General features: G+C 63.1%; 23 protein-coding genes and 1 riboswitch. Of the genes, 11 read left to right on the top strand and 12 right to left on the bottom strand.

Translation table 11 applies throughout. The features are described from left to right. Positions 1-13: 13 nt before the first annotated feature. A complete protein-coding gene (locus tag ACR65W_RS18890; RefSeq protein WP_434498745.1) occupies positions 14-1063 on the bottom strand; it encodes an NAD(P)/FAD-dependent oxidoreductase in 1050 nt (349 codons plus the stop codon). 189 nt (positions 1064-1252) lie between these two features. Continuing rightward, positions 1253-1642 (bottom strand): 2Fe-2S iron-sulfur cluster-binding protein, encoded by a 390-nt coding sequence (locus ACR65W_RS18885; protein ID WP_434498842.1) that lies wholly within the window; start codon positions 1640-1642, stop codon positions 1253-1255. Positions 1643-1877: 235 nt separating this feature from the next. Here ACR65W_RS18885 and ACR65W_RS18880 point away from each other — a divergent pair, with 235 nt between their 5' ends. After that, positions 1878-2684: a methyltransferase domain-containing protein gene (locus tag ACR65W_RS18880; RefSeq protein WP_434498744.1), complete on the top strand. Its 807-nt coding sequence runs from the start codon at positions 1878-1880 to the stop codon at positions 2682-2684. 23 nt (positions 2685-2707) lie between these two features. On the opposite strand, the gene ACR65W_RS18875 is transcribed toward ACR65W_RS18880, so the two are convergent. The 4 genes from ACR65W_RS18875 to ACR65W_RS18860 form a co-directional block, all read right to left on the bottom strand. Beyond that, positions 2708-3304: an ABC-type transport auxiliary lipoprotein family protein gene (locus ACR65W_RS18875; protein WP_434498743.1), complete on the bottom strand. Its 597-nt coding sequence runs from the start codon at positions 3302-3304 to the stop codon at positions 2708-2710. 96 nt (positions 3305-3400) lie between these two features. Beyond that, entirely contained in the window at positions 3401-4303 is a 903-nt protein-coding gene (locus ACR65W_RS18870; RefSeq protein ID WP_434498742.1) for an MlaD family protein, read from the bottom strand. Further along, positions 4276-5133, bottom strand: a complete 858-nt coding sequence (locus tag ACR65W_RS18865; protein ID WP_434498741.1) for an ABC transporter ATP-binding protein — start codon at positions 5131-5133, stop codon at positions 4276-4278. The genes ACR65W_RS18870 and ACR65W_RS18865 overlap by 28 nt, the downstream gene beginning before the upstream one ends. Before the next feature lie 5 nt (positions 5134-5138). Beyond that, the gene (locus tag ACR65W_RS18860; RefSeq protein ID WP_434498740.1) at positions 5139-6287 is read right to left on the bottom strand and encodes an MlaE family lipid ABC transporter permease subunit; all 1149 of its coding nucleotides are present in this window, start codon (positions 6285-6287) and stop codon (positions 5139-5141) included. A gap of 216 nt (positions 6288-6503) precedes the next feature. On the opposite strand from ACR65W_RS18860, the gene dgcA reads away from it, so the two are divergent. The 6 genes from dgcA (at position 6504) to ACR65W_RS18830 (ending at position 15525) form a co-directional block, all read left to right on the top strand. Next, positions 6504-7487, top strand: a complete 984-nt coding sequence (dgcA, locus tag ACR65W_RS18855; protein ID WP_434498739.1) for an N-acetyl-D-Glu racemase DgcA — start codon at positions 6504-6506, stop codon at positions 7485-7487. Between the two features lie 55 nt (positions 7488-7542). Next, positions 7543-7604, top strand: a riboswitch (Fluoride riboswitch). Positions 7605-7741: 137 nt separating this feature from the next. After that, positions 7742-9304, top strand: a complete 1563-nt coding sequence (locus ACR65W_RS18850) for an efflux transporter outer membrane subunit (RefSeq protein WP_434498738.1) — start codon at positions 7742-7744, stop codon at positions 9302-9304. Between the two features lie 39 nt (positions 9305-9343). After that, entirely contained in the window at positions 9344-10534 is a 1191-nt protein-coding gene (locus tag ACR65W_RS18845; protein ID WP_434498737.1) for an HlyD family efflux transporter periplasmic adaptor subunit, read from the top strand. A gap of 118 nt (positions 10535-10652) precedes the next feature. Further along, positions 10653-13214, top strand: coding sequence for a plasma-membrane proton-efflux P-type ATPase (locus tag ACR65W_RS18840; protein ID WP_434498736.1), 2562 nt, complete (start codon positions 10653-10655; stop codon positions 13212-13214). A gap of 32 nt (positions 13215-13246) precedes the next feature. Next, positions 13247-14101: a polyphosphate kinase 2 family protein gene (locus tag ACR65W_RS18835; RefSeq protein WP_434498735.1), complete on the top strand. Its 855-nt coding sequence runs from the start codon at positions 13247-13249 to the stop codon at positions 14099-14101. After that, positions 14098-15525 (top strand): MFS transporter, encoded by a 1428-nt coding sequence (locus ACR65W_RS18830; RefSeq protein ID WP_434498734.1) that lies wholly within the window; start codon positions 14098-14100, stop codon positions 15523-15525. The genes ACR65W_RS18835 and ACR65W_RS18830 overlap by 4 nt, the downstream gene beginning before the upstream one ends. Before the next feature lie 190 nt (positions 15526-15715). Here ACR65W_RS18830 and ACR65W_RS18825 read toward each other — a convergent pair whose 3' ends face one another. From ACR65W_RS18825 to ACR65W_RS18800, 6 genes are all read right to left on the bottom strand, one after another. Continuing rightward, positions 15716-16099, bottom strand: a complete 384-nt coding sequence (locus ACR65W_RS18825; RefSeq protein ID WP_434498841.1) for a cytochrome C oxidase subunit IV family protein — start codon at positions 16097-16099, stop codon at positions 15716-15718. A gap of 17 nt (positions 16100-16116) precedes the next feature. Then, positions 16117-16776 carry a heme-copper oxidase subunit III family protein gene (locus tag ACR65W_RS18820; RefSeq protein ID WP_018406230.1) on the bottom strand — a complete coding sequence of 220 codons (660 nt, stop codon included), beginning with the start codon at positions 16774-16776 and terminating at the stop codon, positions 16117-16119. An 81-nt stretch (positions 16777-16857) separates the two neighbouring features. Further along, positions 16858-17568, bottom strand: a complete 711-nt coding sequence (locus ACR65W_RS18815) for a cytochrome c oxidase subunit 3 (RefSeq protein ID WP_434498733.1) — start codon at positions 17566-17568, stop codon at positions 16858-16860. Continuing rightward, positions 17565-19331, bottom strand: coding sequence for a cytochrome c oxidase subunit I (locus tag ACR65W_RS18810; protein WP_434498732.1), 1767 nt, complete (start codon positions 19329-19331; stop codon positions 17565-17567). The genes ACR65W_RS18815 and ACR65W_RS18810 overlap by 4 nt, the downstream gene beginning before the upstream one ends. A 115-nt stretch (positions 19332-19446) precedes the next feature. Then, the gene (locus tag ACR65W_RS18805; RefSeq protein WP_434498731.1) at positions 19447-20274 is read right to left on the bottom strand and encodes a cytochrome c oxidase subunit II; all 828 of its coding nucleotides are present in this window, start codon (positions 20272-20274) and stop codon (positions 19447-19449) included. Positions 20275-20523: 249 nt separating this feature from the next. Further along, a complete protein-coding gene (locus tag ACR65W_RS18800; RefSeq protein ID WP_434498840.1) occupies positions 20524-21249 on the bottom strand; it encodes an invasion associated locus B family protein in 726 nt (241 codons plus the stop codon). Positions 21250-21616: 367 nt separating this feature from the next. Here ACR65W_RS18800 and ACR65W_RS18795 point away from each other — a divergent pair, with 367 nt between their 5' ends. From ACR65W_RS18795 to ACR65W_RS18780, 4 genes are all read left to right on the top strand, one after another. Then, positions 21617-23446, top strand: coding sequence for an extracellular solute-binding protein (locus ACR65W_RS18795; protein ID WP_434498730.1), 1830 nt, complete (start codon positions 21617-21619; stop codon positions 23444-23446). 179 nt (positions 23447-23625) lie between these two features. Further along, complete coding sequence (locus ACR65W_RS18790) at positions 23626-24618, top strand: SPFH domain-containing protein (RefSeq protein WP_434498729.1); 993 nt, start codon at positions 23626-23628, stop codon at positions 24616-24618. A 2-nt stretch (positions 24619-24620) separates the two neighbouring features. Then, positions 24621-25085 (top strand): NfeD family protein, encoded by a 465-nt coding sequence (locus tag ACR65W_RS18785; RefSeq protein ID WP_434498728.1) that lies wholly within the window; start codon positions 24621-24623, stop codon positions 25083-25085. 86 nt (positions 25086-25171) lie between these two features. Next, positions 25172-25711 carry a hypothetical protein gene (locus tag ACR65W_RS18780; RefSeq protein WP_434498727.1) on the top strand — a complete coding sequence of 180 codons (540 nt, stop codon included), beginning with the start codon at positions 25172-25174 and terminating at the stop codon, positions 25709-25711. Positions 25712-25755: the final 44 nt, after the last annotated feature.

Genomic DNA, 25755 nt, shown 5'->3' with positions numbered 1-25755 from the left:
GCGTCGGCCGACGTCAGGAGACCCCGAGCTTCTTTTGCAGATTGGTCGAGGACGTCGTGTATTGGAACAGAAGCTTCTTTTCGGGATAGACGTAACGATGGGCCTTCTGCGCGGCGAGCGCGACCTCGTGGAAGCCCGAAAGGATGAGCTTCAATTTGCCGGGATAAGAGTTGATGTCGCCAACGGCAAAAATGCCCGGATGGCTCGTTTCGAATTTCTCGGTGTCGACGGGAATGAGGTTTTCATTGAGCTGAAGCCCCCAATCGGCGACGGGGCCAAGCTTCATGGTAAGGCCAAAGAACGGCATCAGGCGCTCGCAGGCGAGCTTCTCTACGACGCCGTCATTGCCCTTGAGGACCGCGCTCGCCAGTTCGCCATCCTCGCCTTCGACCGCAGTGATCTGGCCGAGCTTGAAGTCGATCTTGCCCGCGGCGACGAGCTCCTGCATCGCCGAGACGGAATGCGGCGCGGCGCGGAACTGATCGCGACGATGAACCAGTGTGATGCTTTTCGCCACCGGCTGCAGATTGAGCGTCCAATCGAGCGCCGAGTCGCCGCCGCCGACGATGACGACGTTCTTGTCGCGGAAGTCCTCCATGCGGCGCACGGCGTAAAACACCGACGTCCCCTCATAGGACTCGATCTTCGGGATCGGCGGCTTCTTGGGCTGGAACGATCCCCCGCCGGCGGCGATGAAGACGACCTTGGCGTGGAAAATTTTTCCCGCGTCCGTGCTGAGGCGAAATTCCGGCTTTTCGGCCGTTCCCAGCGACACGAGCGTCTCGACCATTTCGTTGAAGTGAAAGGTCGGATGAAACGGCTCGATCTGCTTCAGGAGATTGTCCGTCAGCTCCTGGCCGGTGCAGACCGGCAGGCCGGGAATGTCATAGATCGGCTTTTCGGGATAGAGTTCCGAGCACTGGCCGCCGGCGCGCGGAAGAATGTCGATGACATGCGCCTTGATGTCCAACAGGCCAAGTTCGAACACCGAAAAAAGACCCGCCGGGCCGGCGCCGACAATGACCACATCGGTTTCGATCGCCGCTTCTTTAAGCTGGTTCATCGTCAATTCCCGACTAAATCCTCAAACGCGGAAGATCGAAGACGCCGTTCGCGCCGCGTGCGGGCCGCCGCCCGGCGCTGCGCGCGCGTCTTGCGCGGCGGCCGGCTTCAAAACTCGCCCTGCCGGTCGTCTATCGCATTTGTCGAAAGATTCAAACCCGCTCGGGCGCAGTCTGGAAAAATTGCGGCGTCAGCCCTGCTGAGCGGGGGTCGTTATGACGAGCCCGTCAAGTTCCGGCCTTACAGTGATCTGGCAGCACAGCCGCGAATTCGGCTTCACGTCAAAGGCGAAGTCGAGCATATCCTCCTCCATCTGCGACGCCTTGCCGGTCTTTTCGGCCCATTTTTCATCAACATAGACGTGACAGGTGGCGCAGGCGCAGGCGCCTCCGCATTCCGCGGTGATCTCGGGAATATCGTTGCGTCGGGCTGTCTCCATCACAGTCGAGCCGACCTCGCCCTCGACGGATCGGGCTTGACCCTGGGAATCGACGAAGGTGATCTTGACCTTTGTCGGCGCGCCGCCCCCCGGTTCCGCGCCATAGCGGGTCGCAGCATCCTCAAAGCTCATCTTCGCCATGACGCCTGTCTCTTCCTCATGCATGCTCGACTTTCGCGGCGCTCCCGACTGTGCTTGAAGCGGGAAGCCACGAGCCATTGTTCTTCCGCGCGTCGTGCGGTTGCGCCGCCAGCGCTGCCCAAATTGTCGCCGTTCAGTTAGCACCCGTCCGTTTGCGGCGCTAGCCCCTCCCAGCGCGCGCGACCGTAGGCCACATTCGATGGATTCACCGAGAAAGGCCGAAAGAGGCGCGCATATGACAGACATCGCTTTAAGCTTCCGGAACGCCGATGGCGCGCTGCGGTCCGAGCTGACCGGCTGTCTCGATTTCATGAACGAAACGCCTTTTTTCCAACGCTACAAACGAGAGACCTGGGTCGCGCTGCAAATATCCGGAAACAGCAAGATATTGGACGTGGCCTGCGGCGTCGGCTTCGACGTCATCGGACTCGCGCGGCGATTCCCGCGCGCCGACGTCTTTGGCCTCGATTCGGCGCATGGCTTTCTAGGGCTGGCGCGAGAGCGGGCGCGGGGGCTTCCCAATGCGTTTTTCGTCGGCGGCGACTCCCGCCGCCTGCCCTTCGGCGATCGCCAGTTCGACGGCGTTCGAATCGACCGCTCCTTGCAGCACATCAGCGCCCCCATCGAGGCGCTGCGCGAAATGGTCCGGGTGACGCGCAAGGGCGGCAGAATCGTCGTCGCCGAGCCCGATTGGGGAACATATTTCGTCTACAACGGAAAGCTCGAAACCGGGGCGAAGCTGGCGGGACTATGGGAGAAGTCTTTCGCCAATCCCTACATCGGCCGAGAGATCGGCGTTCTGCTGGAAAAGTGCGGCGTCGAGAACATCGGCTGCCGGGCCCATGCTCTCGTCGTCAGAAGCCTCGACGCGGCGGAGATCATCTTCGACCTCGCGCGCGTGACGGAGAACTGCGTATCCGCGGGCGTCTTGACGCGAGGCGAGGCGGAAGACTGGTCGAGCGCGTCTAAAGCGGCGTCGCAAAGCGGCGCGTTTCTCGCGTGCCTGAACATCATGCTGTGGGAAGGTTCGATCCCGGACTGAGCGGTTGCGCCCTGCCAGCGCTGCTATAGCCGAGCGCGCGTCCATTGGCCGATGCGCAGCGCGACACGCGCCGCAGCGTCGCTGAGCGCCCGCGCGGCTGGCGAGCCGGTGTGTTCCGGGGCCGGCGCCTCTTCGACAAAGATCCGCGCCGCCTTCGCCCGGCCGCCGCCCGACTCGACAAGCTGGACGGAAACTTCAATGACGGCGAGATTGCGGGCGAGGTCGATCTCGAAGCGTCGCACGTCCGTCTGCAGTATTGTTTGCGCGCCAAAGTTGGAAGAGGCTGAAAGACCGCACTGCTGCAGCGCTTCGATCAGGCGACGCTGGAAAAGACGCGGCATCGGATCCGACCACTGCACGGCGGGAAGAACGGCCACGCTCTCATCGCCGGCGCGAACCACGATGCGATCTGAGGAGGTCGGAGCGAGCGCCGCGGGTTCAGGCACGAAGACCGCGGGGCCGCCGCGCAAGGCGACGCTTCGTAAAACGCCCGTCCCGGTCGTCAGATCGAACGTCTCGCGGGGCGCTTGGGCGCAGGCGGTCACGAGAAACGCAAGCGACGCGAGCGCCGTGGCCTGCGCGACCTTTCGTTGCGTCGCAGCGGACGCCTTCAGTTTCATGCCGACCCGTCGCCCCATTTCGCCCGCGCGCGTAGTCGGGCTCGTCGCTCTTCTAACCGATACGCGCATTGGCTTAAAGCCACGCCTTGGATTGATCTAGCGGCCTTGATACTCCGGCACGGACTGGGACGGCCCGAAGATGAATTGTGACGGGTTTTTCTCGACCGAACGCAGCGTGCGATCGAATGAGTCGACGGCCTTGCGCCCATCCACCGCAAGCTGTTCATATTCCCGCAGCCCCGTCGCGGCGAAACGGTTGATGCGTTCCGAAGCCCCGGCGATATTGCCGGTGATCGCCTTGATCTGCTTGGGGTCAATCGCCTTGATCGTCTTTTCGCCGGCCGCGAGGACCTTGTCGAGCCGCGCCGCAGCCGGCTTTAGCGACTGCGCGACATCGGATGCGTCGCGGATGAAGCTTGTGATCGAAGCGGAGTTGTCGGCGAGAGTCTTACTGACGATTTCAGCGTTTTTGAGCGTCGCGGTGATGGCCGGCCCGTTATCGTCAATGAGCTTGTCGAGTTTCGTGAGGAGTTCGGCGGCCTTCGTCGATAGGCTCTGAACGTTGACCAGCAAATTTTGGATTTCGGAGCGCTCAGCCTGGATTTGGGGATATTTCTGGCCGACTTGCGCCGTCAGAGCCGGCGCGCCGGGCGTGCCGCCGACGAGCAGGACGTCGGAAACGCCCGTAAAGCCCCGCGTCTCGAGACGCGCGCGCGTGTCCGTCTTGACCGGCGTTCTGCTGTCGATCCTGACGAGCACGTCGACCTTGCTTGGATCTTGATCAGAAATGCCAAGATGCGTGACCTCGCCGACTTTCACGCCGTTGAACAGCACCGAGGAGCCGCGGGTCAGCCCTGAAACCGCGGTGAAAACAATCTGGAAAGTTTCCTGCCGGCCAAGTTGGCTCGGTCCGGAAAACCAGTAGACGAAGAGAAAGGCGGCGAAGGCGACCGCCAGCGTGAAAGCGCCGATCAGGGCGTAGTTGGCGCGGGTTTCCATTGTTCGTCCTTCTGCTCGACGCGCGCCGCAGTCAGTCTGCCGCCGCGCACGCCGTGGAAATAGGCTTTCAGCCACGGATGGTCGGACGCGAGCAAGGTTTCCAGCGGCCCTGCGGCGATGACCCGACCTTCAGCGAGCGCGGCCACCCTGTCGCAGATAGAGTACAGGCTGTCGAGATCGTGCGTCACCATGAACACGGTCAGCCCGAGGGTCTGCTGCAGCGTGCCGATCAACTCGTCGAATTCGGCGGCGCTGATCGGATCAAGTCCCGATGTCGGCTCGTCCAGGAACACAAGCTCGGGATCAAGCGCCAAGGCGCGCGCCAGGGCCGCGCGCTTCACCATGCCGCCCGACAATTCTGACGGAAATTTGTCCGCGGCGTCGGGACTAAGGCCAACAAGCTCGAGCTTCAGCATGGCCAGCTCGTCCATCAGTCGCTGAGAGAGGTCGCGCATTTCGCGCATCGGCATCTGAATGTTCTGCTTTACCGTGAGGCCCGAAAACAGCGCGCCGTTCTGAAACAACACGCCCCAACGCTGTTCCAGCGCACGCCGCTCGAGCGGCGCGAGCGCGTCGCGATCCTGCCCAAAAACCCGAATGGCGCCGCCTCGCGTCGGCACGAGTCCGAGAATCGCACGGGTCAGCACCGATTTTCCCTGCCCAGATCCTCCGACGAAGCCGAGCACCTCGCCGCGGTAAACGTCGAGGCTGAGCCCTTTCATGATGGTTTTGTCGCCAAAGCCGACGACGAGGTCGCGCACGCTGATGATGACATCGTGGTTGAGGCGCTGTTGAGCGACGTCGTTGGCATGAGTCGAGGAACTGGTCATCGCGCTCAATAGTCGATCGCCGCAAAAAACACGGCGAACAACCCATCCATCACAATGACCATAAAGATCGATTTCACCACCGAGGAGGTGACCTGACGGCCAAGCGATTCGGCGGAGCCCTGCGTCGCGAGTCCGTCCATCGAGGCGATGAGGCCAATCACCAGCGCCATGAAGGGCGCCTTGATGATGCCGACAAGAAACGTATGCAGCGCAATGGCCTCCTTGAGCAGTGACGCGAACGCCGCGGGGCTGATCCCCCCGTACCACCAGGACACGACCATCCCGCCAAAGAGCGCCGCTATGTCGGCGATGAAGGTCAAAATCGGCAGAGAGATCACGAGACCGAGCACGCGCGGCGCGATGAGCACCTCGATCGGTGAAAGTCCCATCACCTGCAGCGCATCGATCTCCTCGCGCATTTTCATCGAGCCGAGTTCGGCGGTGATCGCCGAGCCTGAGCGGCCGGCAATCATGATCGAGGTCAGCAGCACGCCGAGTTCGCGCAAGACAAGAATGCCAATCAGGCTGACCGAGTAGCTGGACGCGCCGAACTTGAGCAACTGAAAGATGCCCTGCTGCGCGACGATGCCGCCAACCAGAATGTTGATCAGCACGATGATTGGGACGCTGCGAAAGCCGACCAGCTCGATTTGCGCGACGAGCGAAGTGAGCCTGAACCGCCGCGGATTGGCCGCCACATAGATCATCGAGGAGACGAATTCGCCGAGAAAGCCGACGCCGCGGTAAAATTCGTGAAGCGCATCCACGATCGATTCGCCGAAGTCCGCAAGCAGAACGAAGATGACATTGAACCGCGGCCGCGAGGGCGCAACGAAGGCGCGGTAATGCGTTTCTTCGAGCAGAGTCGAATATTCAGGGCGCACATCTTCGAGCGTGACCGCGACGTCGCGGCGCGCCAGATCATGCCGCGCGCGATTGATCAGCCAGGCGCCGGCCGTGTCGAGTTGCGAGACTTGCGAAAGATTGATCGCGACCATGCGGTCGAGGCGGGCCTCCTCGACAATTCGACTCCCCTCCTCCTCCAGGCGGTGCGAGGCGAAGAGCGTCCAGTCGCCCGAAAGCGCAAGGCGCACGCCCGCCGCCGAGGACTGGCGCGCGACTTTGGGCGGACGCTGCATCGCCGCGACGGTCATCGGGCTTCGCTCCGCGCTGGAGTCAGTAATCGGCTCATTGATGGCGTCATCCTATCCGACGATTGTGGCGCCCCGCTGACGCGGGCCGGCGCGCCGCCGCTTGTAAAGCCGCCTCTTGCAAAAACGTCATAACTTCGTGAATTGACGTCAGCAAGCGCGTCGGCGCACATCGCAAGCGCCAACTACAGCCGCGCGACGCGGGCGCCGGAGAGAGATTTGAAGCGAAAACTATCTGTCGCCATACAGAGTTACCCGATCGCCGGCAGCTTCGTGATTTCGCGCGGCGCCAGGACCGAAGCCGTAGTCGTGACCGCGACTTTGGTTCAAGGCGGCGGCGTCGGGCGGGGCGAATGCGTGCCTTATGCACGCTATGGCGAAAGCGCCGAAAGCGTCGTCGCCACAATTGAAAGCGTGCGCGACGCCCTCGAAGCCGGCGCCGACCGCGCCGCTCTGCAGCGCCTGCTGCCGGCGGGGGCGGCGCGCAACGCGCTCGATTGCGCGCTCTGGGACCTTGAGGCCAAGCTTTCGGGCGTTCCGGCCCATGTCGCGGCAGGTTTCGAGGCGCTCTCGCCGCTCGTGACGGCCTTCACGATCTCGCTCGGCGCGCCCGATCAGATGCGCGCCGCGGCGGAAAGGGCGGCAGACCGGCCGCTCTTGAAAATTAAGCTCGCCGGAGAAGGCGATGAAGCGCGCCTCGCCGCGGTGCGCGCGGGCGCCCCCGATTCAGCCCTTATCGTCGACGCCAACGAATCATGGACGACGGAAACCCTTCCCCGCCAGCTCGCCGCTTGCGCCGATTACGGCGTCTCGCTCGTTGAGCAGCCTCTGCCGGCCGGCCGCGACGACATCCTCGCGACCATGCCCCGCCCCGTGCCGATCTGCGCCGACGAAAGTGTGCATGACCGCGCCTCGCTCGCGCCGCTCAAGGGCCGCTACGACGCAATCAACGTCAAGCTCGACAAGACCGGCGGCCTGACCGAAGCGCTGGCGCTGGCGCGCGCGGCGCAGGAGATGGGCTTTTCCATCATGGCGGGCTGCATGGTGGGAACGTCTCTCGCCATGGCGCCGGCTGTCCTGGTGGGGCAGATCGCCGCCTTCGTCGACCTCGACGGGCCTCTGCTTCTGGCCCGCGATCGCGTTCCCGGACTGTCCTATGAGGGATCGACCCTCATGCCGCCGACGCCGGAGCTCTGGGGATAGCGCGCGCGGTCGCCATCTGGACTTATTGACCGGTAGCTCTGTCGTAAACTAAGTTTTAACGGATGGGGATGGGGTTCCCCCGATAACCGCCGAAAGGCTGATGACTCCTGCGAACTCGCCGCCGCGTTCTTAAGATCGTCGGCGCAGGGTAGGAGTGTCTATTGCTTAGAGAGCCCGCACCCCGTCGTGCGCCTTCCCGCCTTCGCCCATGCCGCCTGCGCCCTGGCCGCGGGATCGTCGCTTGGCGCATCGGCGTGATTCGGCGCGGGACCCGGCGGCGATGGCTGTGCTGCGGAACCCCTATCGCGCTTTTTCTCGCCGGCTGCGCGCCCACGATGCCGGTGGAGCGCGCCCAATTTCTCGGCGCGCCGGCCATGGAGCGCACGCTGGCCAGATCCGGGCTGAAAGCCGCCGTTGGCGAAACAGCTTGGCCCCGCGAGGAATGGTGGCGCGCCTTCCGCAGCGCAGAGCTTGACGGCGTCATCGACAAGGCGTTGCGCGACAATCAAAGCCTCAAGAAAGCGGAAGACACTCTGCGCGGCGCGGACGCCATCGTACAGGTCGCCGGCGCCAGGCTTCTGCCGGAGGTCCAAGCGACCTTCGGCATGCGGCAGTCCCGCAACCCGCTGCATGGCGTCGTGGCCTCCTACAATCCGGCGCAGGGCGGATTGCAGAAGACCATGGCCTTCATCAATCCGATTGCGCTGACCTGGGAGCTGGATTTCTGGCAAAAAAACCGGGCTCTGCTCGACTCGGCGATCGGCGAGTCGGCGGCGCAAGAGGCCGAATTGCAGCAGGCGCGCCTGCTGCTGACCGCCTCGGTCGCGCGCGCCTATCTGCGCGGCTACGCCGCGGCGCGCCAGCTCGAGGTCGCCAGGGCTTTGACGCGTCTGCGCCGCGATTTGGTTTCGCTTGCCGAAACCCGCTATCGCACCGGACTCGACTCCTTGGACGGGGTGCAGATCGCCCGCGCCGAATTCGAAAACGCCGTCCGGCGCGAAGCGGCCGCGCAGGCGCTGGTGACGCTGCAGAAGGATGCGCTCGCTCGGCTCATGGGAGAAGGACCCGACGCCGCGCGCGACCTTTACGCCGGCCGAAGCGCGCCAGCGCCGGCGTCGCCGCCGCTGCCACGAAGCCTGCCCCTTGAACTGCTCGCGCACCGACCGGATCTCGCCGCCGCGCTGCGCCGCGCCGAGGCGGCGGCGGCCCGGGTTCACGTCGCCAAAACGATGTTTCTTCCCTCGATCGATCTTGCGATCACCGGCGGCTTCGAAGGCTCGGTGACCTCGACGAAGATCAGCAAACTCGCGGGCTATCTTTTTACGCCCTCGGCGATCGGCTACGCAGTCTCGCCCGGACTGCGCCTGCCCATTTTCCAGGGCGGCCGCCTCAGCGGAAATCTGGAGTTTCAGCGCGCCGATTATGATCAGGCGGTCGACTCGTATAATGAGACTCTGCTGCAAGCGGCGCAGCAGGTCGCCGACGCCATCGCCAATCTCAAGCGCGCGCGCGCCGAATATGAGGCGCAAAGCCGGTACCTGCGCGTGGCGCGCGTGCAATATGACCTCGCGCAATCGCGGCTGCGCGACGGCATTAAGGATCGCCGCGAAACCATCGCCGAGCGTGTTGATCTTCTCGAGTCCGGCTTCGCGCAGCGCGCGCTTGAAGGCGACAGGCTGATCGCCGCCGTCGACTTGTATCAGGCGCTGGGCGGCGGCTATGCCGATGGTCCGCCGCTGGCCGCGCCGAAGCCGGCGCCCGAAACCGACCCTTTGACGCCGGCCGTCGAGACGATCCAGTCGCTTGGCGGCGGCTGAACGCCCCACGTCTTTATCAGAAGAACGCGAACCCCATCGATGGCGCTATCCCGCAAAAGCATCCGCTCCCGCAGAGAATTTCTGCTCAAGATCGTCGTTGCCGCAGTTCTTGCCGGCGCGCTGATCGCTTTCTCGCGATGGTATTTTTACGACCGCGACTGGGTGACGACGGACAACGCCTTCATCACCGGCAACATCATTCCCGTCAAGGCCGACGCGACCGGCGTGGTCGCCGCCGTGCTCGCCGAAGAAACACAGCAGGTGAAGAAGGGCGACGTGCTCGTTCGGCTAGACGGCCAACGCGCGAGAGCGGCGCTCGCGCAGGCCGAGGCCGAACTGGGTCGCGCAGTCCGCGCCGTGGGCGCGCTTTATGCGCAGCGCCGCCAAGTCTGCCAGAAGGCCATCTCCCGCGCCGCGGTCCGGGACAGGACGCGTCACGACCTCGCAAGATACAGGCAGGCGGCGGCGAGCGGCGCATCGTCCCGACAGGTGCTGCAGAATGCCGAGGATCAGCTCGCCGCGCAGGAAGCCGATCTGCGCGAGGCGCAGTCGGAATATCAGGCGATCGAGGCGCGAGTTGTCGGCGTCACGCGTTTGAACCATCCCGACATTGAGGCCGCCAAAGCCAGATACAACGACGCCTACATCGAATACGTGCGCCAGAATATCCGAGCGCCGGCGACCGGCTACGTCGCAAAGCGCCGCGTGCAAGTCGGCGATCGGGTGCGCCCCGGCGACGCCATTCTCAATATCGTGCCGCTCGACCATCTCTGGGTCGAAGCGAATCTCTGGGAAAACAGGATGGCCAGGGTGCGTCCCGGGCAGCCGGCGACGATCAAGGTCGATCTCTACGGATCGGAACACATCTACCACGGAGAAGTAGCGGGTCTCGTTCCGGGCTCCGGCGCCGTTTTCGCGGCTCTGCCCCCCGATAACGCGACCGGCAACTTCATTCGAATCGTTCAGCGCATTCCGGTGCGTATCGCCCTGCGGGCGGACGAACTCGAGAAACAGCCCTTGCGTCCCGGCCTGTCGACGGTCGTCTCGATTAATGTGTCCGGCCCGCTGCAATCGCCGAATCGCTCGATCGTCAAGACGTCGACGAATGAATATCTGACCGACGTCTATGACAAGGATCTCGCAGATGCGAAGGCGCGCGCCGACAGGATCGTGAAGGATAACGCCGTAGGCGCGTCGAACGACGGCGCCGCCTGCACAGCCGCCGAATGAGCTGTGCAAGGTTAATTTCGACTCGCGCTTGCCTTTTTGAACGAGTCTCTTGGCGAGACTCGGATCCCGCCGTAAGATTCGGTTCGGATATTTTGATGATCTGATAGGGAGAGCAAGCATGCCGGACGTCAGCGCGAAAACGCCGGCGGGCCAATCTTCACCAGCGCTTTCCCTAGATCCGGCGCAGGTCAGAATCTCGCAGCGCCTTGAAACGCTGAAGACGACAGAGAGCGGCCTCACCGCCGCCGAAGCGGCGCGGCGGCTCGCGGAATATGGGCCGAACGCGCTAGAGGACAAGACGGAAAGCAAGTGGCGCCGTCTGCTCAACTATTTCTGGGGACCGCTGCCGTTCCTCATCGAAGCCGCCGCCGTCATCTCCGCCGTGCGACGGGATTGGCCGGATTTCGGCGTCGTCGCGGGTCTTCTTCTCTATAACGCCGTGGTCGGCTTCTGGCAGGACAACAAGGCGGCGAACGCGCTCGCGGCCCTAAAGAAAAACCTCGCGCCCCGCGCGCGCGTGATGCGCGACGGCGCCTGGACGACGATCCCCGCCGTCGAACTGACGCCGGGCGATATTGTCAGCGTCGCCGCGGGCCAGATCATCCCCGCCGATCTCCTGCTCATTGAAGGCGATTATTTGAGCTGCGATCAGGCGGCGCTCACCGGCGAATCGCTGCCGGTCTCCAAGAAAATCGGCGACGACGCCTATGCGGGCGCAATTGCTAAACAAGGCGCCATGACTGGCGTGGTCACGGCGACGGGCGAGCGCACCTTCTTCGGGCGCACCGCGAAGCTCGTCGGCGCCGCCGGCGCCGTTTCGCATTCGCAGCGCGCGGTGGCGGAGGTCGGCGATTTTCTCCTCGTGCTCGCATTTTTTCTGGCGCTGATCCTCGTCGGCGCGCAGCTCTATCGGGAAGTCATCGCGCCGGACGACTGGAGCTGGGATCGCGTCGGCTCCATCGCCCAATATGTGCTGGTGCTGCTGATCGCATCGATTCCGGTCGCGCTGCCGGCGGTCATGTCCGTGACGATGGCGATCGGCGCCTATACGCTGTCTTTGCAGAAGGCCATTGTTTCGCGCCTGAACGCGATCGAGGAGCTTGCCGGGGTCGACGTGCTGTGCAGCGACAAAACCGGCACGCTGACGATGAACAAGCTCACGGTGCAAAGCGCCGTTCCCTATGGCGCTTTCAAGAGCGACGACGTGCTGCTCTTCGCGGCGCTGGCGACGCAAAAAAGCAGCGAAGACGCGATTGACCTCGCCGTGATGGCGGCGCTGCCGGCGCATGATGCGCTCGACGCCTTCAAGCAGAAGGCGTTCACGCCGTTCGATCCCGTCAGCAAACGCACCATCTCGACGGTCGCCGACGCCTCTGGCGGCGTTCGCCACTACGCCAAGGGAGCGCCGCAGGCGATATCCGCGCTCGTGCGGCCCGATTCGCAGACTCTGCAGCGCTATCAGAACGAGGTGGCTGCGCTCGCCGTCAAAGGCCAACGCGCGCTGGGCGTCGCCATGTCGGAAGATGGCGCGCGGTGGCAACTGGTCGGATTGATCTCGCTGATGGACCCGCCGCGCGCCGACGCCAAGGCGACAATCGCGGAGGCGCGCAAACTCGGCCTGGAAGTCAAGATGGTGACCGGCGATGACGTCGCCATCGGCGATGAGATCGCCGCCCAGCTCGGCATGGGTTCGCATCTTCTCGTCGCGAGCGATGTCTTCAAAGGGGACGTCAAGGCCGGCGCTCTGCCGCGCAACGTCGTCGACGCGGTGGAGCGGGCCGACGGATTCGGCAGAGTGTTCCCGGAACACAAATATGAGATCGTCAAGGCGCTTCAGTCGGTCGGCCATATCGTCGCGATGACCGGCGACGGCGTAAACGATGCGCCGGCCCTTAAACAAGCCGATTGCGGCATCGCCGTCAGCGGCGCGACCGATGCGGCGCGAAGCGCCGCCGCATTGATTCTCACAGCGCCCGGGCTTTCGACCATCGTTAATGCGATCCGTGTGTCGCGCCAAATTTTCCAGCGCATCGAAAGCTACATTTACTATCGGATCGCCATGACGCTCGACATCATGATCGTCGTCGTCGCATCGATCGTGTTTTTCGACTTTCAGCCGCTCACCGCCATCATGATCGTCGCGCTCGCGCTCCTCGACGACATCCCGATCATGACGATCGCCTACGACAATGTCCCCGTCGCGCCGCAGCCGGTGAGATGGGACATGCACCGCATCTTCATTTTCGCTTCGCTGATGGGACTGATCGCGGTCGCCGAGACTTTCGGGTTTTTGCTGATCGGCATGCGCTGGACGCTCGACGATTCGCTGCAGACGATGATTCCGATCGATCCCGGCCAGCTTCAGACTCTGCTGTTTCTGCAACTCGCCGTCGGCGGCCATCTGCTGCTCCTCAGCGTGCGCACCAAACAAGCGATTATTGCGCCGCCTTATCCCAGCGCCAGACTCTTCTGGGCGATCGCGGCGACGCAGGTCGTCGCCGTGTTGCTCTGCCTCTTCGGGGTCGGCGTCCACGCCGTTCCCGGCGCGGCGATCGTCGGCGTGTGGCTCTACTGCCTGCTCTGGGTCGTCGTGACTGAGATCGTGAAGATGATCTACTGGCGTCTGGCCGGGCGGCGCGACAAGAACCTGACTGCGAGCCATGTCGCTCTCGCCGGTTAAACGAGAGCGACGAGACGAAGGAGGCGGAGCACATGAAATTCGTCAAGAAGTTCCGCGTCGAGCCCGGCTCGGACGTCAATCTTGGATCAATTGATCCGGGCTTTCATGGCGACTATGCGAATGACGCCGAAGCGGCGCAGGAATTGCAACGCAATCTCACGCGCATTACCGAGCTGCAGCGCAAACTCTACGCCGACCGCACGCATTCACTGCTGATCGTCTTGCAGGGCATTGACAGCGCCGGCAAGGACGGCACCTGCTGGCATGTCATCAGCGCCATGGACCCGCAGGGCGTGCAGGTGACGGGGTTCAAGCAGCCGACCCCCGCAGAACAGGAGCACGACTTTCTGTGGCGCGTTCATCCGCATGCGCCGCAACGCGGCTATGTTTCGATCTTCAATCGCTCGCATTACGAAGACGTGCTCGTCGTGCGCGTGCATAAGCTTGCGCCCAAGGAGGTCTGGAAGCCGCGCTATGATTTCATCAACGAATGGGAAAAGCTGCTTACGGTAGAAAACAAGACGACGATTCTGAAATTCTTTCTCTACATCTCCAAAGAAGAACAGCTCAAGCGCTTCAAGGCGCGGCTCGACGATCCGGCGAATCAATGGAAGATCAGCGCCAGCGACTATTCCGAGCGCAAAAAATGGGACGACTACATCAAGGCCTTCGAGGCGGCCTTGTCGCGCTGCTCGACCGAACATGCGCCCTGGTTCGTCATCCCGGCAAATCACAAATGGTTTCGCAATCTGGCGGTTTCCAGCATCATCGCCGATACGCTCGACGATCTTAACCTGAAGCTGCCGAAGCCCTCCGTCGACATCGACGAAATCCGCAAGCTTTATCAACAAGCAAAGAACGAAGAGGAAAGGAGCAAGGCCGGGTGACGGCCTCGCCATTGAACGCCACATCGGTCTTTTCCGCACTCGACGAAGCGCCGATGACATGGCGTCATTACGCCTATTGGCTCGCAGCGAGCGGCGGCGCGTTTTTGGACGGCTTCTCGGTGTCCGGCCTGGGCGTCGCGCTGCCGCTGCTCAAGCGCGACTTTCCGATCAGTCCGCTTTTCGTCGGCCTGATTGGATCGGCGCTGGTGCTCGGCGCGGTCGCCGGGTCGGCGCTCGGCGGCATCGGCGCGGACAGGTTCGGCCGCAAGCGCGTCTTCATCGCCGACATGGCGATCATCGCGCTCGCGTGCTTTATCGGCGCGGCGGCGCCGAACGCCCGCGTCATCCTGCTGTCGCAGTTCCTGCTTGGCGTTGGCGTCGGCATCGATTTTCCGACGAGCGGCGCCTATGTGTCGGAGCTCATGCCGCGCGCGACGCGCAACAGAATGACGGTCGCGACGATCGCCCTGCAATCGGTCGGCATGGCGGCGGCGGCTCTCGCCGGACTTGCCATTTTGAAGCTGCGGCCCTCGACGGAGGATTGGCGGCTGCTGTTCGGCGCCGGGGGCGCCATCGCGCTGCTTTTTCTAACTGCGCGCCTATGGGCGCCGGAAAGCGTGCGCTGGCTGGTGGCGCAGGGGCGGATCAGCGAGGCAAGGGCGCTGCTCAGGACGTTATTGGTCGAGTTCGGCGAGCCGCTTGTGAACCTTGGCGCCAAACCGGTCGCCCTTGCGGCGTCGAAACGGGCTTCCGCGCCCAAGGCGCAGGACGTCGGCTATTCGGCGCTGTTCAGCGAAGCCTTTCGCGCCCGCACGATGCTCGTCTCCTTGCCGTGGATGCTGATGGACGTCGCGACCTACGGCGTCGGACTGTTCACGCCGGTCATTCTCGGCGCCATGCATCTTGGCGCCGCCGACGCGGGCTCGCTCGCGGCCGATTTCGCCGACGCGGAAGGCAGCGCCATCGTCGACGCCTTTCTGATCATCGGCTTTGTGGCGAGCCTCTGGGCCGTTCCGCGCTTTGGGCGGATCACCATGCAGGTCGCGGGATTTAGCGGCATGGGGCTCGGCATGCTGCTGTTGCTCTTCGCCGCGATGTCGGACAATGGCGCGAATGCGCATCTCGCCTTCGTCATCGGCGGCTTCATGCTGTTCAATTTCGCGATGAACGCCGGACCCAACGCCACGACGTTCACCCTCGCGCCGACGCTGTTCCCGACGGCGATTCGCGCCTCGGCCAGCGGCTTCGCGGCGGCCAGCGCCAAGGTCGGCGCCACTTTCGGCACATTCGTCGTGCCGCAACTGCAGGCCGGCTGGGGACTCACGGGCGTCGTCGCCCTCATGGTCGCCGTCAGCGTCGCGGGGCTGGTGACGACGGCCGGCCTCGCGCATGCGGTCAATGAGGAGGGGGCGCTCGAGGAATAGCCGAGGCGGCGCTATTGCAGATGCGCGACCACCGTCCAGGCGCCGAGAAAAATGATCATGACGAGGCAGAGCGCCGAGAGGACGATGAGGATCGCCTTATTGGCGACGCGCTGATCGTCCCTTCGCATTCGCGATTCTCCGACGGCCCGAGATCGGCGCGATTCATTCAGGCGGAGCGGGCAAGCCCGCGTCACGCGCCGAAAAAGATCACGCGCAGATAGTTGGTGTAGTCGCCTTCCCACGCCATCATCGCCATCAGCACGAGAACCGCCATCGGCGGCGCCAGAATGGCGACGACCAGCGCCAGCCGCTCCCATGCCATGTGCATGAAGACGGCGACGATGAGCCCCGCCTTTAGCAGCATGAACAGGACGATCAGGAACCATCGCAAATAGCCCTGAAAGTCGAAATAATCGACGAGATAGGAGCAGGCGCTCAGAAAGAAGAGCAGCCCCCACACCAGAAGATAGAGCTTGATTGGATGCTGCTGGCCATGCGCCTGCGCCGCGGGCTGCGCCGCTTGCGTGACAGGCGCATGGCTATGCGTCGTATTTTCCGTCGTCACCGTCATCATTTCCCCCGTCGGAGACGTCACCACAGATAGAAGAATGCGAAGATGAAGACCCATACGAGATCCACAAAGTGCCAATATAGGCCCATGATCTCGACGATCTCGTATCTGCCCTTGCGACTCGTGAAAAAACCGCGCCGTCCGACGTCATAATCGCCGCGCCAGACGGCGCGCGCCACGATGAGCAGGAAAATCACGCCGATCGACACGTGGAAGCCGTGAAAACCGGTGATCATGAAGAAGCTCGAGCCGAACTGCGCCGCGCCGAAGGGATTGCCCCACGGCCGCACGCCTTCGTGAATGAGCTTGGTCCATTCGAAGGCCTGCATGCCAACGAAGGCGGCGCCAAAGAACGCTGTCACCAGCATCAAAATCGCGGCCTTCCTGCGCTCGCGCGCATAGGCGAAGTTGACGGCCATCGCCATGGTGCCCGAGCTCGTGATGAGATCGAACGTCATGATGGCGATGAGGATGAGCGGGATTTTCTTGCCGCCGATCTCGAGAGCGAAGATTTCGCTCGGGTGCGGCCATTCCACCGTCGTGGACATGCGCACCGTCATGTAGGAAATCAGAAAGCAGCTGAAGACGAAGGTGTCGCTGACGAGGAAGATCCACATCATGGCCTTGCCCCAGGACGCGCTCTTGAAAGAGCGCTGATCCGAGGACCAGTCAGCGACCATGCCGTGCAGGCTGCTCCGCAGCGTGGGCTCAGTCGTTACATGTTCAGTCGTGACAGGCTCCGCCGTCATAGCGCATTCCCTTTACGAAAGCAGACGCCGGCAGATGGCGCCGAAACCATCGGCCCAACCGATCAGCATGGCGAACATCAGCAACCAGACGAACAGCAGAAAATGCCAATAGATGGCGCAGAGTTCGACGCTCGTCGTCAGCGCCTTGGTGACTCGCTCGGCGCCGCGCACCTTGTCGGTGGTTCGCGCAAGCGCCACCAGACCGCCAATGAGATGCAGCGCATGCACGCCCGTCAGCAGATAGAAGAAGGCGTTGGCGGCGTTGCTCGAGGCGAAGAATCGCAGCTCGAGAAGCTCGCGCCACGCCCAGATTTGACCGATCAGGAAAAGAGCCGCGGTTACGGCTCCGACAAGCAGCGCCGTCTTGACCCGCTCGGCGTTGGCGCGTCGGGCGGCGAAGACCGCGACCTGCAGCGCGACGCTGCTGGCGGCGAGAAGAAAAGTGTTGACCCAGAGCACGCCGGGGATCGGCGGCATCTGCCAGTCGGGCGCGTCGCCGCGCATGAAAAAGGCGGCGGCGAGCAGAGAGAACAGACAGCCGGCGACGGCGAGAAAGACCGCCAGCCCCACTCTCCCGGCTGTCGGCGGCTCGGCGCCGCCGGCGCGACGATAATGCGCGACCTCGCCTTCCTCGAGCCAGGGCGACTCCATCACTCCCTGGCGCACCAACCACATGATCGCGACCGTGGCGATAAAGACGAAGAAGAGCCCCATGACGCTCATGGCGAACGCTCTCCTCTCACTGGCGGCGCGTTCTGCGGCAGATAATCCTCCGGCGCGCCGGGCACGCTGTAGGCGTAAGGCCAGCGATAAACCACCGGCAGATTCTTGCCCCAATTGCCGTGACCCGGCGGCGTTTCGGGAGTCTGCCATTCGAGCGAAGCGGCGCGCCACGGATTGCCGCCGGCCGCCGCGCCATGCTTCAGGCTCTTATACAGATTGTAGAAGAAGATCGACTGCGCGAAGCCGACCGCCAAGGCGATGACCGTGATCACAATGTTGAGCGTTTCCGCCGACGCGGGAACGAAGGCGGTTTCGCCCATCTCATAAAAGCGCCGCGGCATCCCGAGCACGCCCAGATAGTGCATCGGAAAGAAGATCGCATAGGCGCCAAGGAAGGTGATCCAGAAGTGAATCTTGCCGAGCCGCTCGTCCATCATGCGGCCAGTGATTTTCGGAAACCAATGATAGATGGCGCCGAAGATCACGAGCACCGGCGCGATGCCCATCACCATGTGGAAATGGGCGACGACGAACAGCGTCGCCGACAGTGGCACGTCGACGATGACATTGCCGAGGTAAAGGCCGGTGATGCCGCCGTTGACGAAGGTGACGAGGAACCCCAGCGCGAACAGCATCGGCGTCGTGAAATGGATGTCGGCGTGCCAGAGGGTCAGCACCCAATTATAGACCTTCAGCGCCGTCGGCACCGCGATCGCGAGCGTCGTCACCGCGAAGAAGAACCCGAACCACGGGTCCATGCCGCTGATATACATATGGTGGCCCCAGACCACCATGCTGAGCACGCCAATGGCGATGATGGCCCAAACCATCATCCTGTATCCGAAGATGTTCTTGCGCGCATGCACGCTGATCAGATCGGAAACGACGCCGAAGGCCGGCAGCGCGACGATATAGACCTCCGGATGCCCAAAGAACCAGAACAGGTGCTGGAACAGGATCGGGCTGCCGCCGACATAGTCCTTGCGCTCGCCGAGTTCGACGAGCGACGGCATGAAGAAGCTCGTGCCGAGCGTGCGGTCGAGGAGCAGCATGAGGCAGGCGACGAAGAGGCCGGGGAAGGCGAGAAGCGCCATGACCGCGGCGGAGAAGATCCCCCAAACCGTCAGCGGCATGCGCATCAGCGTCATGCCTCGGGTGCGCGCCTGCAGCACCGTCACCACGTAATTCAGTCCGCCCATCGTGAAGCCGACGATGAAGAGGATCAACGAAACGAGCATCAGGATGATGCCGTATTCGTGGCCCGGCGTGCCTGTCAGGATCGATTGCGGCGGATAAAGAGTCCAGCCGGCGCCGGTCGGCCCGCCAGGGAAGAAATAGCTCGAGACGAGAACCAGGGTCGCGATCAGATAGACCCAGAAGCTGAGCATGTTGACGTAAGGGAACACCATGTCCCTCGCGCCCACCATCAGTGGAATGAGATAGTTGCCGAAGCCGCCGAGAAAGATGGCGGTGAGCATGTAGACGACCATGATCATGCCATGCATGGTCACGGACTGGTAATAGACATTGGCGTCAATGAAAGGGATTGCCCCTGGAAAGGCGAGCTGCAGGCGAATCACCCATGACAGCACCAGGGCCAAAATGCCGACGGTGATGGCCGTGCCGGCGTATTGAATGGCGATGACCTTGGCGTCCTGGCTGAACACATATTTCGTGATCCAGCTGTGAGCGTGATAGAGTTCGACGTCCGCCACCTCCGCCGGCGGCGGCGCGACGTTCTGTGGTACGCTGGCGTCGGTCATGGAACGATCCTCCCTTCGCCGCTATCGCGCTTCCGGCGATCGATCGAGCCCCGTCGCAGCGGCGCTCGATCAGCGGCGATGAATGTCAAAGCGGCGCAACTCGCATCGGTGAGCGTCATTGAGCAGAGGCCCGCTTGTCTCGGCCTGCGTCGCTCTTGCGCGACTGCTCGAACGTCTGCTGCGCCGTGCGCCAGGTCTCGAAGTCAGCCTCCGACTCTATGACCATCTTGCCGCGCATCTGCGGATGCCCTGTGCCGCAATAGGCGGCGCAGAGTATCTCATATTCGCCGATCTTGGTCGGCGTGAACCAAAAATATGTGACGATGCCCGGCACGAGGTCCATCTTCGCCCTGATCTCGGGGACATAGAAGTCATGTAGGACGTCGATCGATCGCAGCAGGACCTTGACCGGCTTGCCAAGCGGCAGGTGCAGGTCCCCGCTCGTGATCAGCAGATCGTCCTGTCCCTTCGGATCGGCCGGGCTCAGACCCATGGAATTGGTTGAGTCGATGTAGCGCACATCGCTCGAGCCGAGCTGGGCGTCAGCGCCCGGCAGGCGAAAGCTCCAGTTCCACTGGACTCCCACCGCTTCGATCTCCATCGCGTCCTTAGGCACGGTGATGAACTGGCCCCAGACGAACAGGCCGGGCGCGAGGAGAATGATGACGGCGATCGTCGTGACGATTCCAAGCCAGGCTTCGAGCTTCTGATTCTCCGGCTCATAGGCGGCGCGCCGGCCCGGCACATGGCGAAAGCGATAGAGGCAATACGCCATAAACAGGATGACGGCGACGAATCCGGCCCCCGTCACCAGGAAGGTCAGACCCATCGTATCGTCGATGAAGCCCCAGTTCGACGCGATCGGCGTCGCCCGCCAGGGACTCAACATGTGAAACAGGATCGAACCCGCGACGACCAGGACCATAGCGATGGCGATAGACATGCGTGCTTTGACCTCGCCGGTGGTTGCGATCGATACGGCCCGACGGCCTATATAGACCGGCTCATCGTCGCGCGTCAAAGTGACGCTGTCGTTATGCGCGACTGGTCGGGAGTTCAGCGAATCTCCCGGAAATGCTGAGGGCGGAAGGGCGACGCCGCGCCACGCGTCATTCGCTCCCGAGGCCATGCCCACAAAAAAAACCGCGCGGGAGCGTCCCGCGCGGGCGTTCGTCTCGGGCTCGTTACAAACTTATTTCTTCGCGGCGGCCGGCGCGGGCTTCGTGGCGGCCGGCGCGGCGGCGCCCTTCTGGACCTCGAGCTTCTTGCGCTCCTCCTCGGCCTTTTTCTGCAGTTCTTCCTGGAGCTTCTTTTGCTGCTCTTCGAGGACCTTGGGGTCGACGGCGGGGCCGTCGAAGGCTTTGCCGAAATTGGCGAGCGGCAGATAGAAGGTGACCTCGCCGTTCGCCTGATTCTTAACGACCACCGTCATCTTTTCGGCCTTCTTCATGCCGTCGACGACCGCCTTCTTGACCTTCGCCTCGGCGAAGCAGCCATTGGGGAAGCAGATTTCGAACGCGCCGCTTTCCGGCGCTCCCTTATCGATCGAAAAGCGGAAGCCGGGCTTCAGCATGAGGCCCGGCGGCAGCAGCAGGCGGATGATCTTCTGATCGTCGCCCTTGGGATCGTAAATCGCGAGCGCGAGCAGCGGCTGGGGCGCCTCGCCCTCCTTCGCCGACACGCCGAAGTCGCGCGTCGTGTAGCACATTTCCTTTTTGGTCTGCGGATCAGCGCCGCACACCTTGGTCCAGTCCGGCTGGACAGCGACGAGTTCGGCGGCAATCGGCCCCTGAGGCTGCTGTTGCTGTTGCTGCGCTGCGCCGGCCGCGGGCGCCTGCTGAGCCAATGCGCCGCCGCCGACGAACAGCAACGCTCCCGCAAGGGCGATCGCGCAAGAACGCGAGATATGGGTCGACATCGGAAGTTCCTTTCGATTGTCCTGCTGGCCGGCGCTCTCCGGCTCCGGATAGTTTCGAGATCGCGTCATAACGGGAGCCGCCTTCGCGCCACAGCGCCATGGAACTTGACCAGCCCGTGTTCCAGCGCGATCGCGAGACGCCGACGAGGCGACGGCATCGCTCTTACATGGTCGCGGCAGTAAATTCCAGCCGGATGGAGCGCTCAATGCTTGGAGAAGGCGCTTTTTGCCCACAACTATCGCAAAAAAATGGCCGAAAACTTAAGCGCGACTCGCTTCTTGCGACAGGACGTTGGATTATGGTCCGCCGATGAAGATTCACCCGATTCCTGCAAGACGCCCCGCCAGCGGCGGCGGGGAACAGCGAATGCGGGGGCGCCGCGCGCTCAGCTTCGCCCTGTCGCTCCTTATCGCCGCGCCCGCTTCGGGCGCCGCGCCGCCCCCGCGCGCGGCCGAAGCGCCCTGCCCGACGCATGGGATCGCCATGCACGGCGCGCCAGCTTTACCGAGCGATTTCCACCACTTCCCTTACGCCGAGCCGGGCGCGGAGCGGGGCGGCAAACTTCGCGTCGGCCTTGCCGGCACCTTCGACAGCCTCAACCCGTTCAATCTCAAGTCGGGAACCGCGGCGCAGGGGCTTGTCGGCAATGTTTTTCAAAGCCTAATGGCCCGCTCGCAAGACGAACCATTCACGCTCTACGGCCTGATCGCGCAGTCAATCGACGTCGATCAGGCGCGTTCGCAGGTGACCTTCCATCTCGACCCGCGCGCGCGCTTTTCCGACGGCAAGCCGATCACCGCGCAAGACGTGCTGTTCTCGTTCGATCTCTTAAAGACGAAGGGACGGCCGCAGCAGCGCATCGCCTATGGGCTGGTCAAATCGATCGACGCGCCCGACGCGCATACCGTCCATTACGACCTCTCAGGCGTCGGCGACCGGGAGCTGCCGCTCATTCTGGCGATCATGCCGGTGCTGCCCAAACACGCGACCGACGTCGAGCGCTTCTCTGAAGCGACGCTCGCCAAGCCCGTCGGCTCCGGTCCCTATGTGATCGCAGACGCGCAAGTCGGCGCGCGCCTGTTGCTGCGCCGCAATGAGGACTATTGGGGCGCCGACCTGCCGAGCCAGCGCGGATTCTACAATTTCGACGAGATCGACATTCAATATTTCCGCGACGGCAATTCGCTCTTTGAGGCCTTCAAGGCGGGCCTGCTCGACTATCGCGACGAAACCAGCACGACCCGCTGGGCGAGCGGCTACGACTTCCCGGCGCTCACGGAAGGCCGCGTGGTGAAGGAGACGCTGAAAAACGAAAATCCCAAAGGCATGGAGGGGTTCGTCTTCAATACGCGTCGTCCCCTGTTCAAGGACATCCGCCTGCGCGAAGCGCTCGGCATGATGTTCGACTTCGAATGGGTCAACACGAATCTCTACGCCGGCCTCTATACCCGCACGAAAAGCTTCTTCGACGAATCCGAATTGTCCTCGTCCGGCCGCCCGGCGTCCCCCGGCGAGCGCGCCTTGCTGGCGCCGTTTCCGGATGCCGTGCGCGAAGACATTCTGGAAGGCCGCTGGCGACCGCCCATCAATGACGGTTCAGGCCGCGACCGCGAGATGGCCAAGCGCGCGCTCGATCTGCTCGAGAGCGCCGGCTACCGCATCGAAAACGGCGTTTTGCGCAAGGACGGCGAGCCTGTCGCCTTCGAGATCATGGTCAAGGACCGCAATCAGGAGCGGCTTGCGCTCAACTATGCCGGCTCGCTGCAGCGCATCGGGGTCGACGCCCGCGTGCGTCTCGTCGACGAGGTGCAATATCAACGCCGACGGCAGAAGTTCGATTTCGACATGATGCTCGGCCAGTGGGTCGCCTCGGCGTCGCCGGGCAATGAGCAGCGCATGCGCTGGGGCTCTTCAAGCGCAAACCAGGAAGCCTCCTTCAATTTGGCTGGCGCCGCCTCGCCGGCGATCGACGCGCTCATCGCCGCCCTGCTGGCCGCGACAAGCCACGACGATTTCATCACCGCCGTTCGCGCCTACGACCGCGTGCTGCTTTCCGGCTTCTACGTCGTGCCGCTGTTTCATGCGTCCGACCAATGGCTGGCGCATTCGACCGACATCGCGCGCCCGGCGCGATTGCCGCGCTATGCTTCGCCGATGTTCGGTCCGACGCTCGAAAGCTGGTGGAGACAGCGCTGAGCCTCGAACGAGACATGCGCCGGCGCACGCCTTCGGCGTTTCTGGCGCGCTAGACGTCGATTGGCGCCGAGGGATCGCCTTCGCGGGAAGGCCTCCCCCATGCGCCATGAATAGGAGCGCCCGTGTCTCAGTCGCTCGATAACTTTCTCTCAACGCGCCTGTCGCGGAGGGTTCATTCCATGGGTTTCGCACTTTTTATCGTCGGCGCCGCCGCTATCGGCCTCTTGATCATCGACCGGTCCTTCAATCTCGGCCTGCCGATTGGTCTCTTCCAAAATCCGCTGTTCTGGTTCGCCTATGTCGCGCTGCTGGCGCTGTCGACGATGGTGCGCTTCGTGCGCCAGCAGACCGTGCTCGTCATCGAGCGGCTGGGCCGCTACAACCGATCGCTGACCGCGGGCGTCAATTTCGTCTGGCCGATCGTCGAGCGGGTGGCCTACACCTTCGATCTGCGCGAACAGGTGATCGACGTGCCGGAGCAGGACGCGATCACCAAGGACAACGCCACCGTCACCATCGACGGCGTTCTCTATTACAAGATCGTCAACGCCAAGGACGCCGCCTATGGCGCGCAGGACATCCGCCGCGCCATCATCAATCTGGCGCAGACCTCGATGCGCTCAGCGATCGGCTCGATGGAGCTCGACAAGACCTTCGAGAACCGAAGCGAGATCAATGAGCGGGTGGTGCGCGCCGTCTCCGACGCCGCCCAGCTCTGGGGCGCGCATGTCACGCGCTATGAGATCAAGGACATCGCCATGCCTGAATCGCTGCGCCAGTCGATGGAGCGGCAGATGAAGGCCGAGCGCGACAAGCGGGCGACGGTGCTCGAATCGGAAGGCGTGAAACAATCCGAGATCAACCGCGCCGACGGCGAGAAACAGGCGGCGATTTTGCGCGCCGAAGGCCAGGCGAAGGCGATCGAACTGGTGCGTACGCAAATCACCCAGGTCGGCGGCGATCAGGCGGTGCAGCTCGAAGTCGCCAAGAGCGCCATCGAGCAATATGGCCGCCTCGCCAAGGCCGGCAATTCGCTGGTGTTGATGGGCGACGGCGCCGACCCCGCCGGCTGGATCGCCAAGGCGATGGCGGTGCTCAAGGCCGTCAACGCCAGCCCGGCGTCGAACGATACTCAGCAGCGCCGCGCGCAGCCTTGGCGGGAAGCGGAATAAAGATGGAGCCCGCCTTCCTCTACGACCCCGCCAATGCGAGCCTGATCGCCGGCCTGATCCTGCTCGGACTCGACATCGTCGTGATCGGCCTGTCGCCGGTGATGTTCGTAGCGGTGGGCGCGCTCCTGACCAGCGCGGTTCTCTATGCGACCGGCTGGCGGCCATCGCTCATTGAAACCGCGGCGATCGTCGCCGGCGCCGGCCTGCTGATCGCCATCGTCGGCAGGAAGCCGCTGCAGCGGTTTCAAAACGCCGACATCGAAGAAGATAAGAGCAGCGATCTGATCGGCCGCGAACTGACGATGACGCATGAGGTGACGAAAACCCGCGGCGTCGTGTTCTGGTCCGGCGTCGAATGGCAGGCGCGACTTGCACAAGATTCGGCGGTCGAGAGCCTTGCGCCTGGCGCCAGGGCGCGGGTGGTGGCGGTGGAGAATCTGGCGCTGGTGCTGGCGCCGATGATTTGACCGAAAGATTTGCGAAGAGCCAAATGGGGGGACGTGTAATGATGAATTAGAGGGCTCATCCCCTCTAAGCACGAGGGATGCCGACCGTGACAGCCACTAGTACAAAAAGCCCTACGCCGCTCAAGCAGCCAACGGTCAATGTTGAAGGTTTGGACGAAACCAAGTTAAGATCGCTGATCAGCAATTATCGCCGCGCCGGATTGACTAGTAATCCACTTTATCTTCGGGCTCTAGAGCGCCTAGAGGAAGTGTCTGCGAAAGGATTGAGCTTCCACAAGACTAGAGCAGCGATCCTCAAAGCCGCACGCGAGCGCAGATTCATATCATACAAAGAGGTCGCAGCAGAGAGCGGGCTGAAGTGGAGTATGGCATTGCATCGCGCTGTTGGCCCGCACATGTACGCGATCATCGAGTATGCGCATCTCCAAGGCTGGCCCCTTATCGGGGCGATTGTTGTTGATCAAACTGGCCTCACCACAGGCACTCACAAAGCGGGATCGCGAGAGGGTTTCTGTCGCGGAGCGCGTCTAATAGGCTACTCGGTCATCGACGAGGAAGCTTTCGTTCGGGAGCAACAAGAAAAGACCTTTGCATGGGCGCTTTCGACGACTCTTGTTGATGGGTGATGCGTATGATCGAGATTATGTGTGCCGCTAATAAGTGGATCCAC

The organism is Methylocystis sp. (assembly GCF_051062815.1).
Classification (GTDB): domain Bacteria; phylum Pseudomonadota; class Alphaproteobacteria; order Rhizobiales; family Beijerinckiaceae; genus Methylocystis.
The sequence above is the reverse complement of the archived record's forward strand: the minus strand, read 5'-3'. Positions and strand labels throughout refer to the sequence as shown.

What these genes read in the sequence shown, in the direction of transcription:
- ACR65W_RS18800 (WP_434498840.1), bottom strand. Translation starts at nt 21,249, where the DNA reads ATGTCGACCCATATCTCGCGTTCTTGCGCGATCGCCCTTGCGGGAGCG.
- ACR65W_RS18890 (WP_434498745.1), bottom strand. Translation starts at nt 1,063, where the DNA reads ATGAACCAGCTTAAAGAAGCGGCGATCGAAACCGATGTGGTCATTGTC.
- ACR65W_RS18870 (WP_434498742.1), bottom strand. Translation starts at nt 4,303, where the DNA reads ATGGAAACCCGCGCCAACTACGCCCTGATCGGCGCTTTCACGCTGGCG.
- ACR65W_RS18805 (WP_434498731.1), bottom strand. Translation starts at nt 20,274, where the DNA reads ATGTCTATCGCCATCGCTATGGTCCTGGTCGTCGCGGGTTCGATCCTG.
- ACR65W_RS18880 (WP_434498744.1), top strand. Translation starts at nt 1,878, where the DNA reads ATGACAGACATCGCTTTAAGCTTCCGGAACGCCGATGGCGCGCTGCGG.
- ACR65W_RS18845 (WP_434498737.1), top strand. Translation starts at nt 9,344, where the DNA reads ATGGCGCTATCCCGCAAAAGCATCCGCTCCCGCAGAGAATTTCTGCTC.
- ACR65W_RS18840 (WP_434498736.1), top strand. Translation starts at nt 10,653, where the DNA reads ATGCCGGACGTCAGCGCGAAAACGCCGGCGGGCCAATCTTCACCAGCG.
- ACR65W_RS18810 (WP_434498732.1), bottom strand. Translation starts at nt 19,331, where the DNA reads ATGACCGACGCCAGCGTACCACAGAACGTCGCGCCGCCGCCGGCGGAG.
- ACR65W_RS18860 (WP_434498740.1), bottom strand. Translation starts at nt 6,287, where the DNA reads ATGACCGTCGCGGCGATGCAGCGTCCGCCCAAAGTCGCGCGCCAGTCC.
- ACR65W_RS18815 (WP_434498733.1), bottom strand. Translation starts at nt 17,568, where the DNA reads ATGAGCGTCATGGGGCTCTTCTTCGTCTTTATCGCCACGGTCGCGATC.
- ACR65W_RS18885 (WP_434498842.1), bottom strand. Translation starts at nt 1,642, where the DNA reads ATGGCGAAGATGAGCTTTGAGGATGCTGCGACCCGCTATGGCGCGGAA.
- ACR65W_RS18835 (WP_434498735.1), top strand. Translation starts at nt 13,247, where the DNA reads ATGAAATTCGTCAAGAAGTTCCGCGTCGAGCCCGGCTCGGACGTCAAT.
- ACR65W_RS18820 (WP_018406230.1), bottom strand. Translation starts at nt 16,776, where the DNA reads ATGGTCGCTGACTGGTCCTCGGATCAGCGCTCTTTCAAGAGCGCGTCC.
- ACR65W_RS18865 (WP_434498741.1), bottom strand. Translation starts at nt 5,133, where the DNA reads ATGACCAGTTCCTCGACTCATGCCAACGACGTCGCTCAACAGCGCCTC.
- ACR65W_RS18785 (WP_434498728.1), top strand. Translation starts at nt 24,621, where the DNA reads ATGGAGCCCGCCTTCCTCTACGACCCCGCCAATGCGAGCCTGATCGCC.
- ACR65W_RS18790 (WP_434498729.1), top strand. Translation starts at nt 23,626, where the DNA reads ATGGGTTTCGCACTTTTTATCGTCGGCGCCGCCGCTATCGGCCTCTTG.
- ACR65W_RS18875 (WP_434498743.1), bottom strand. Translation starts at nt 3,304, where the DNA reads ATGAAACTGAAGGCGTCCGCTGCGACGCAACGAAAGGTCGCGCAGGCC.
- ACR65W_RS18795 (WP_434498730.1), top strand. Translation starts at nt 21,617, where the DNA reads ATGCGGGGGCGCCGCGCGCTCAGCTTCGCCCTGTCGCTCCTTATCGCC.
- ACR65W_RS18825 (WP_434498841.1), bottom strand. Translation starts at nt 16,099, where the DNA reads ATGATGACGGTGACGACGGAAAATACGACGCATAGCCATGCGCCTGTC.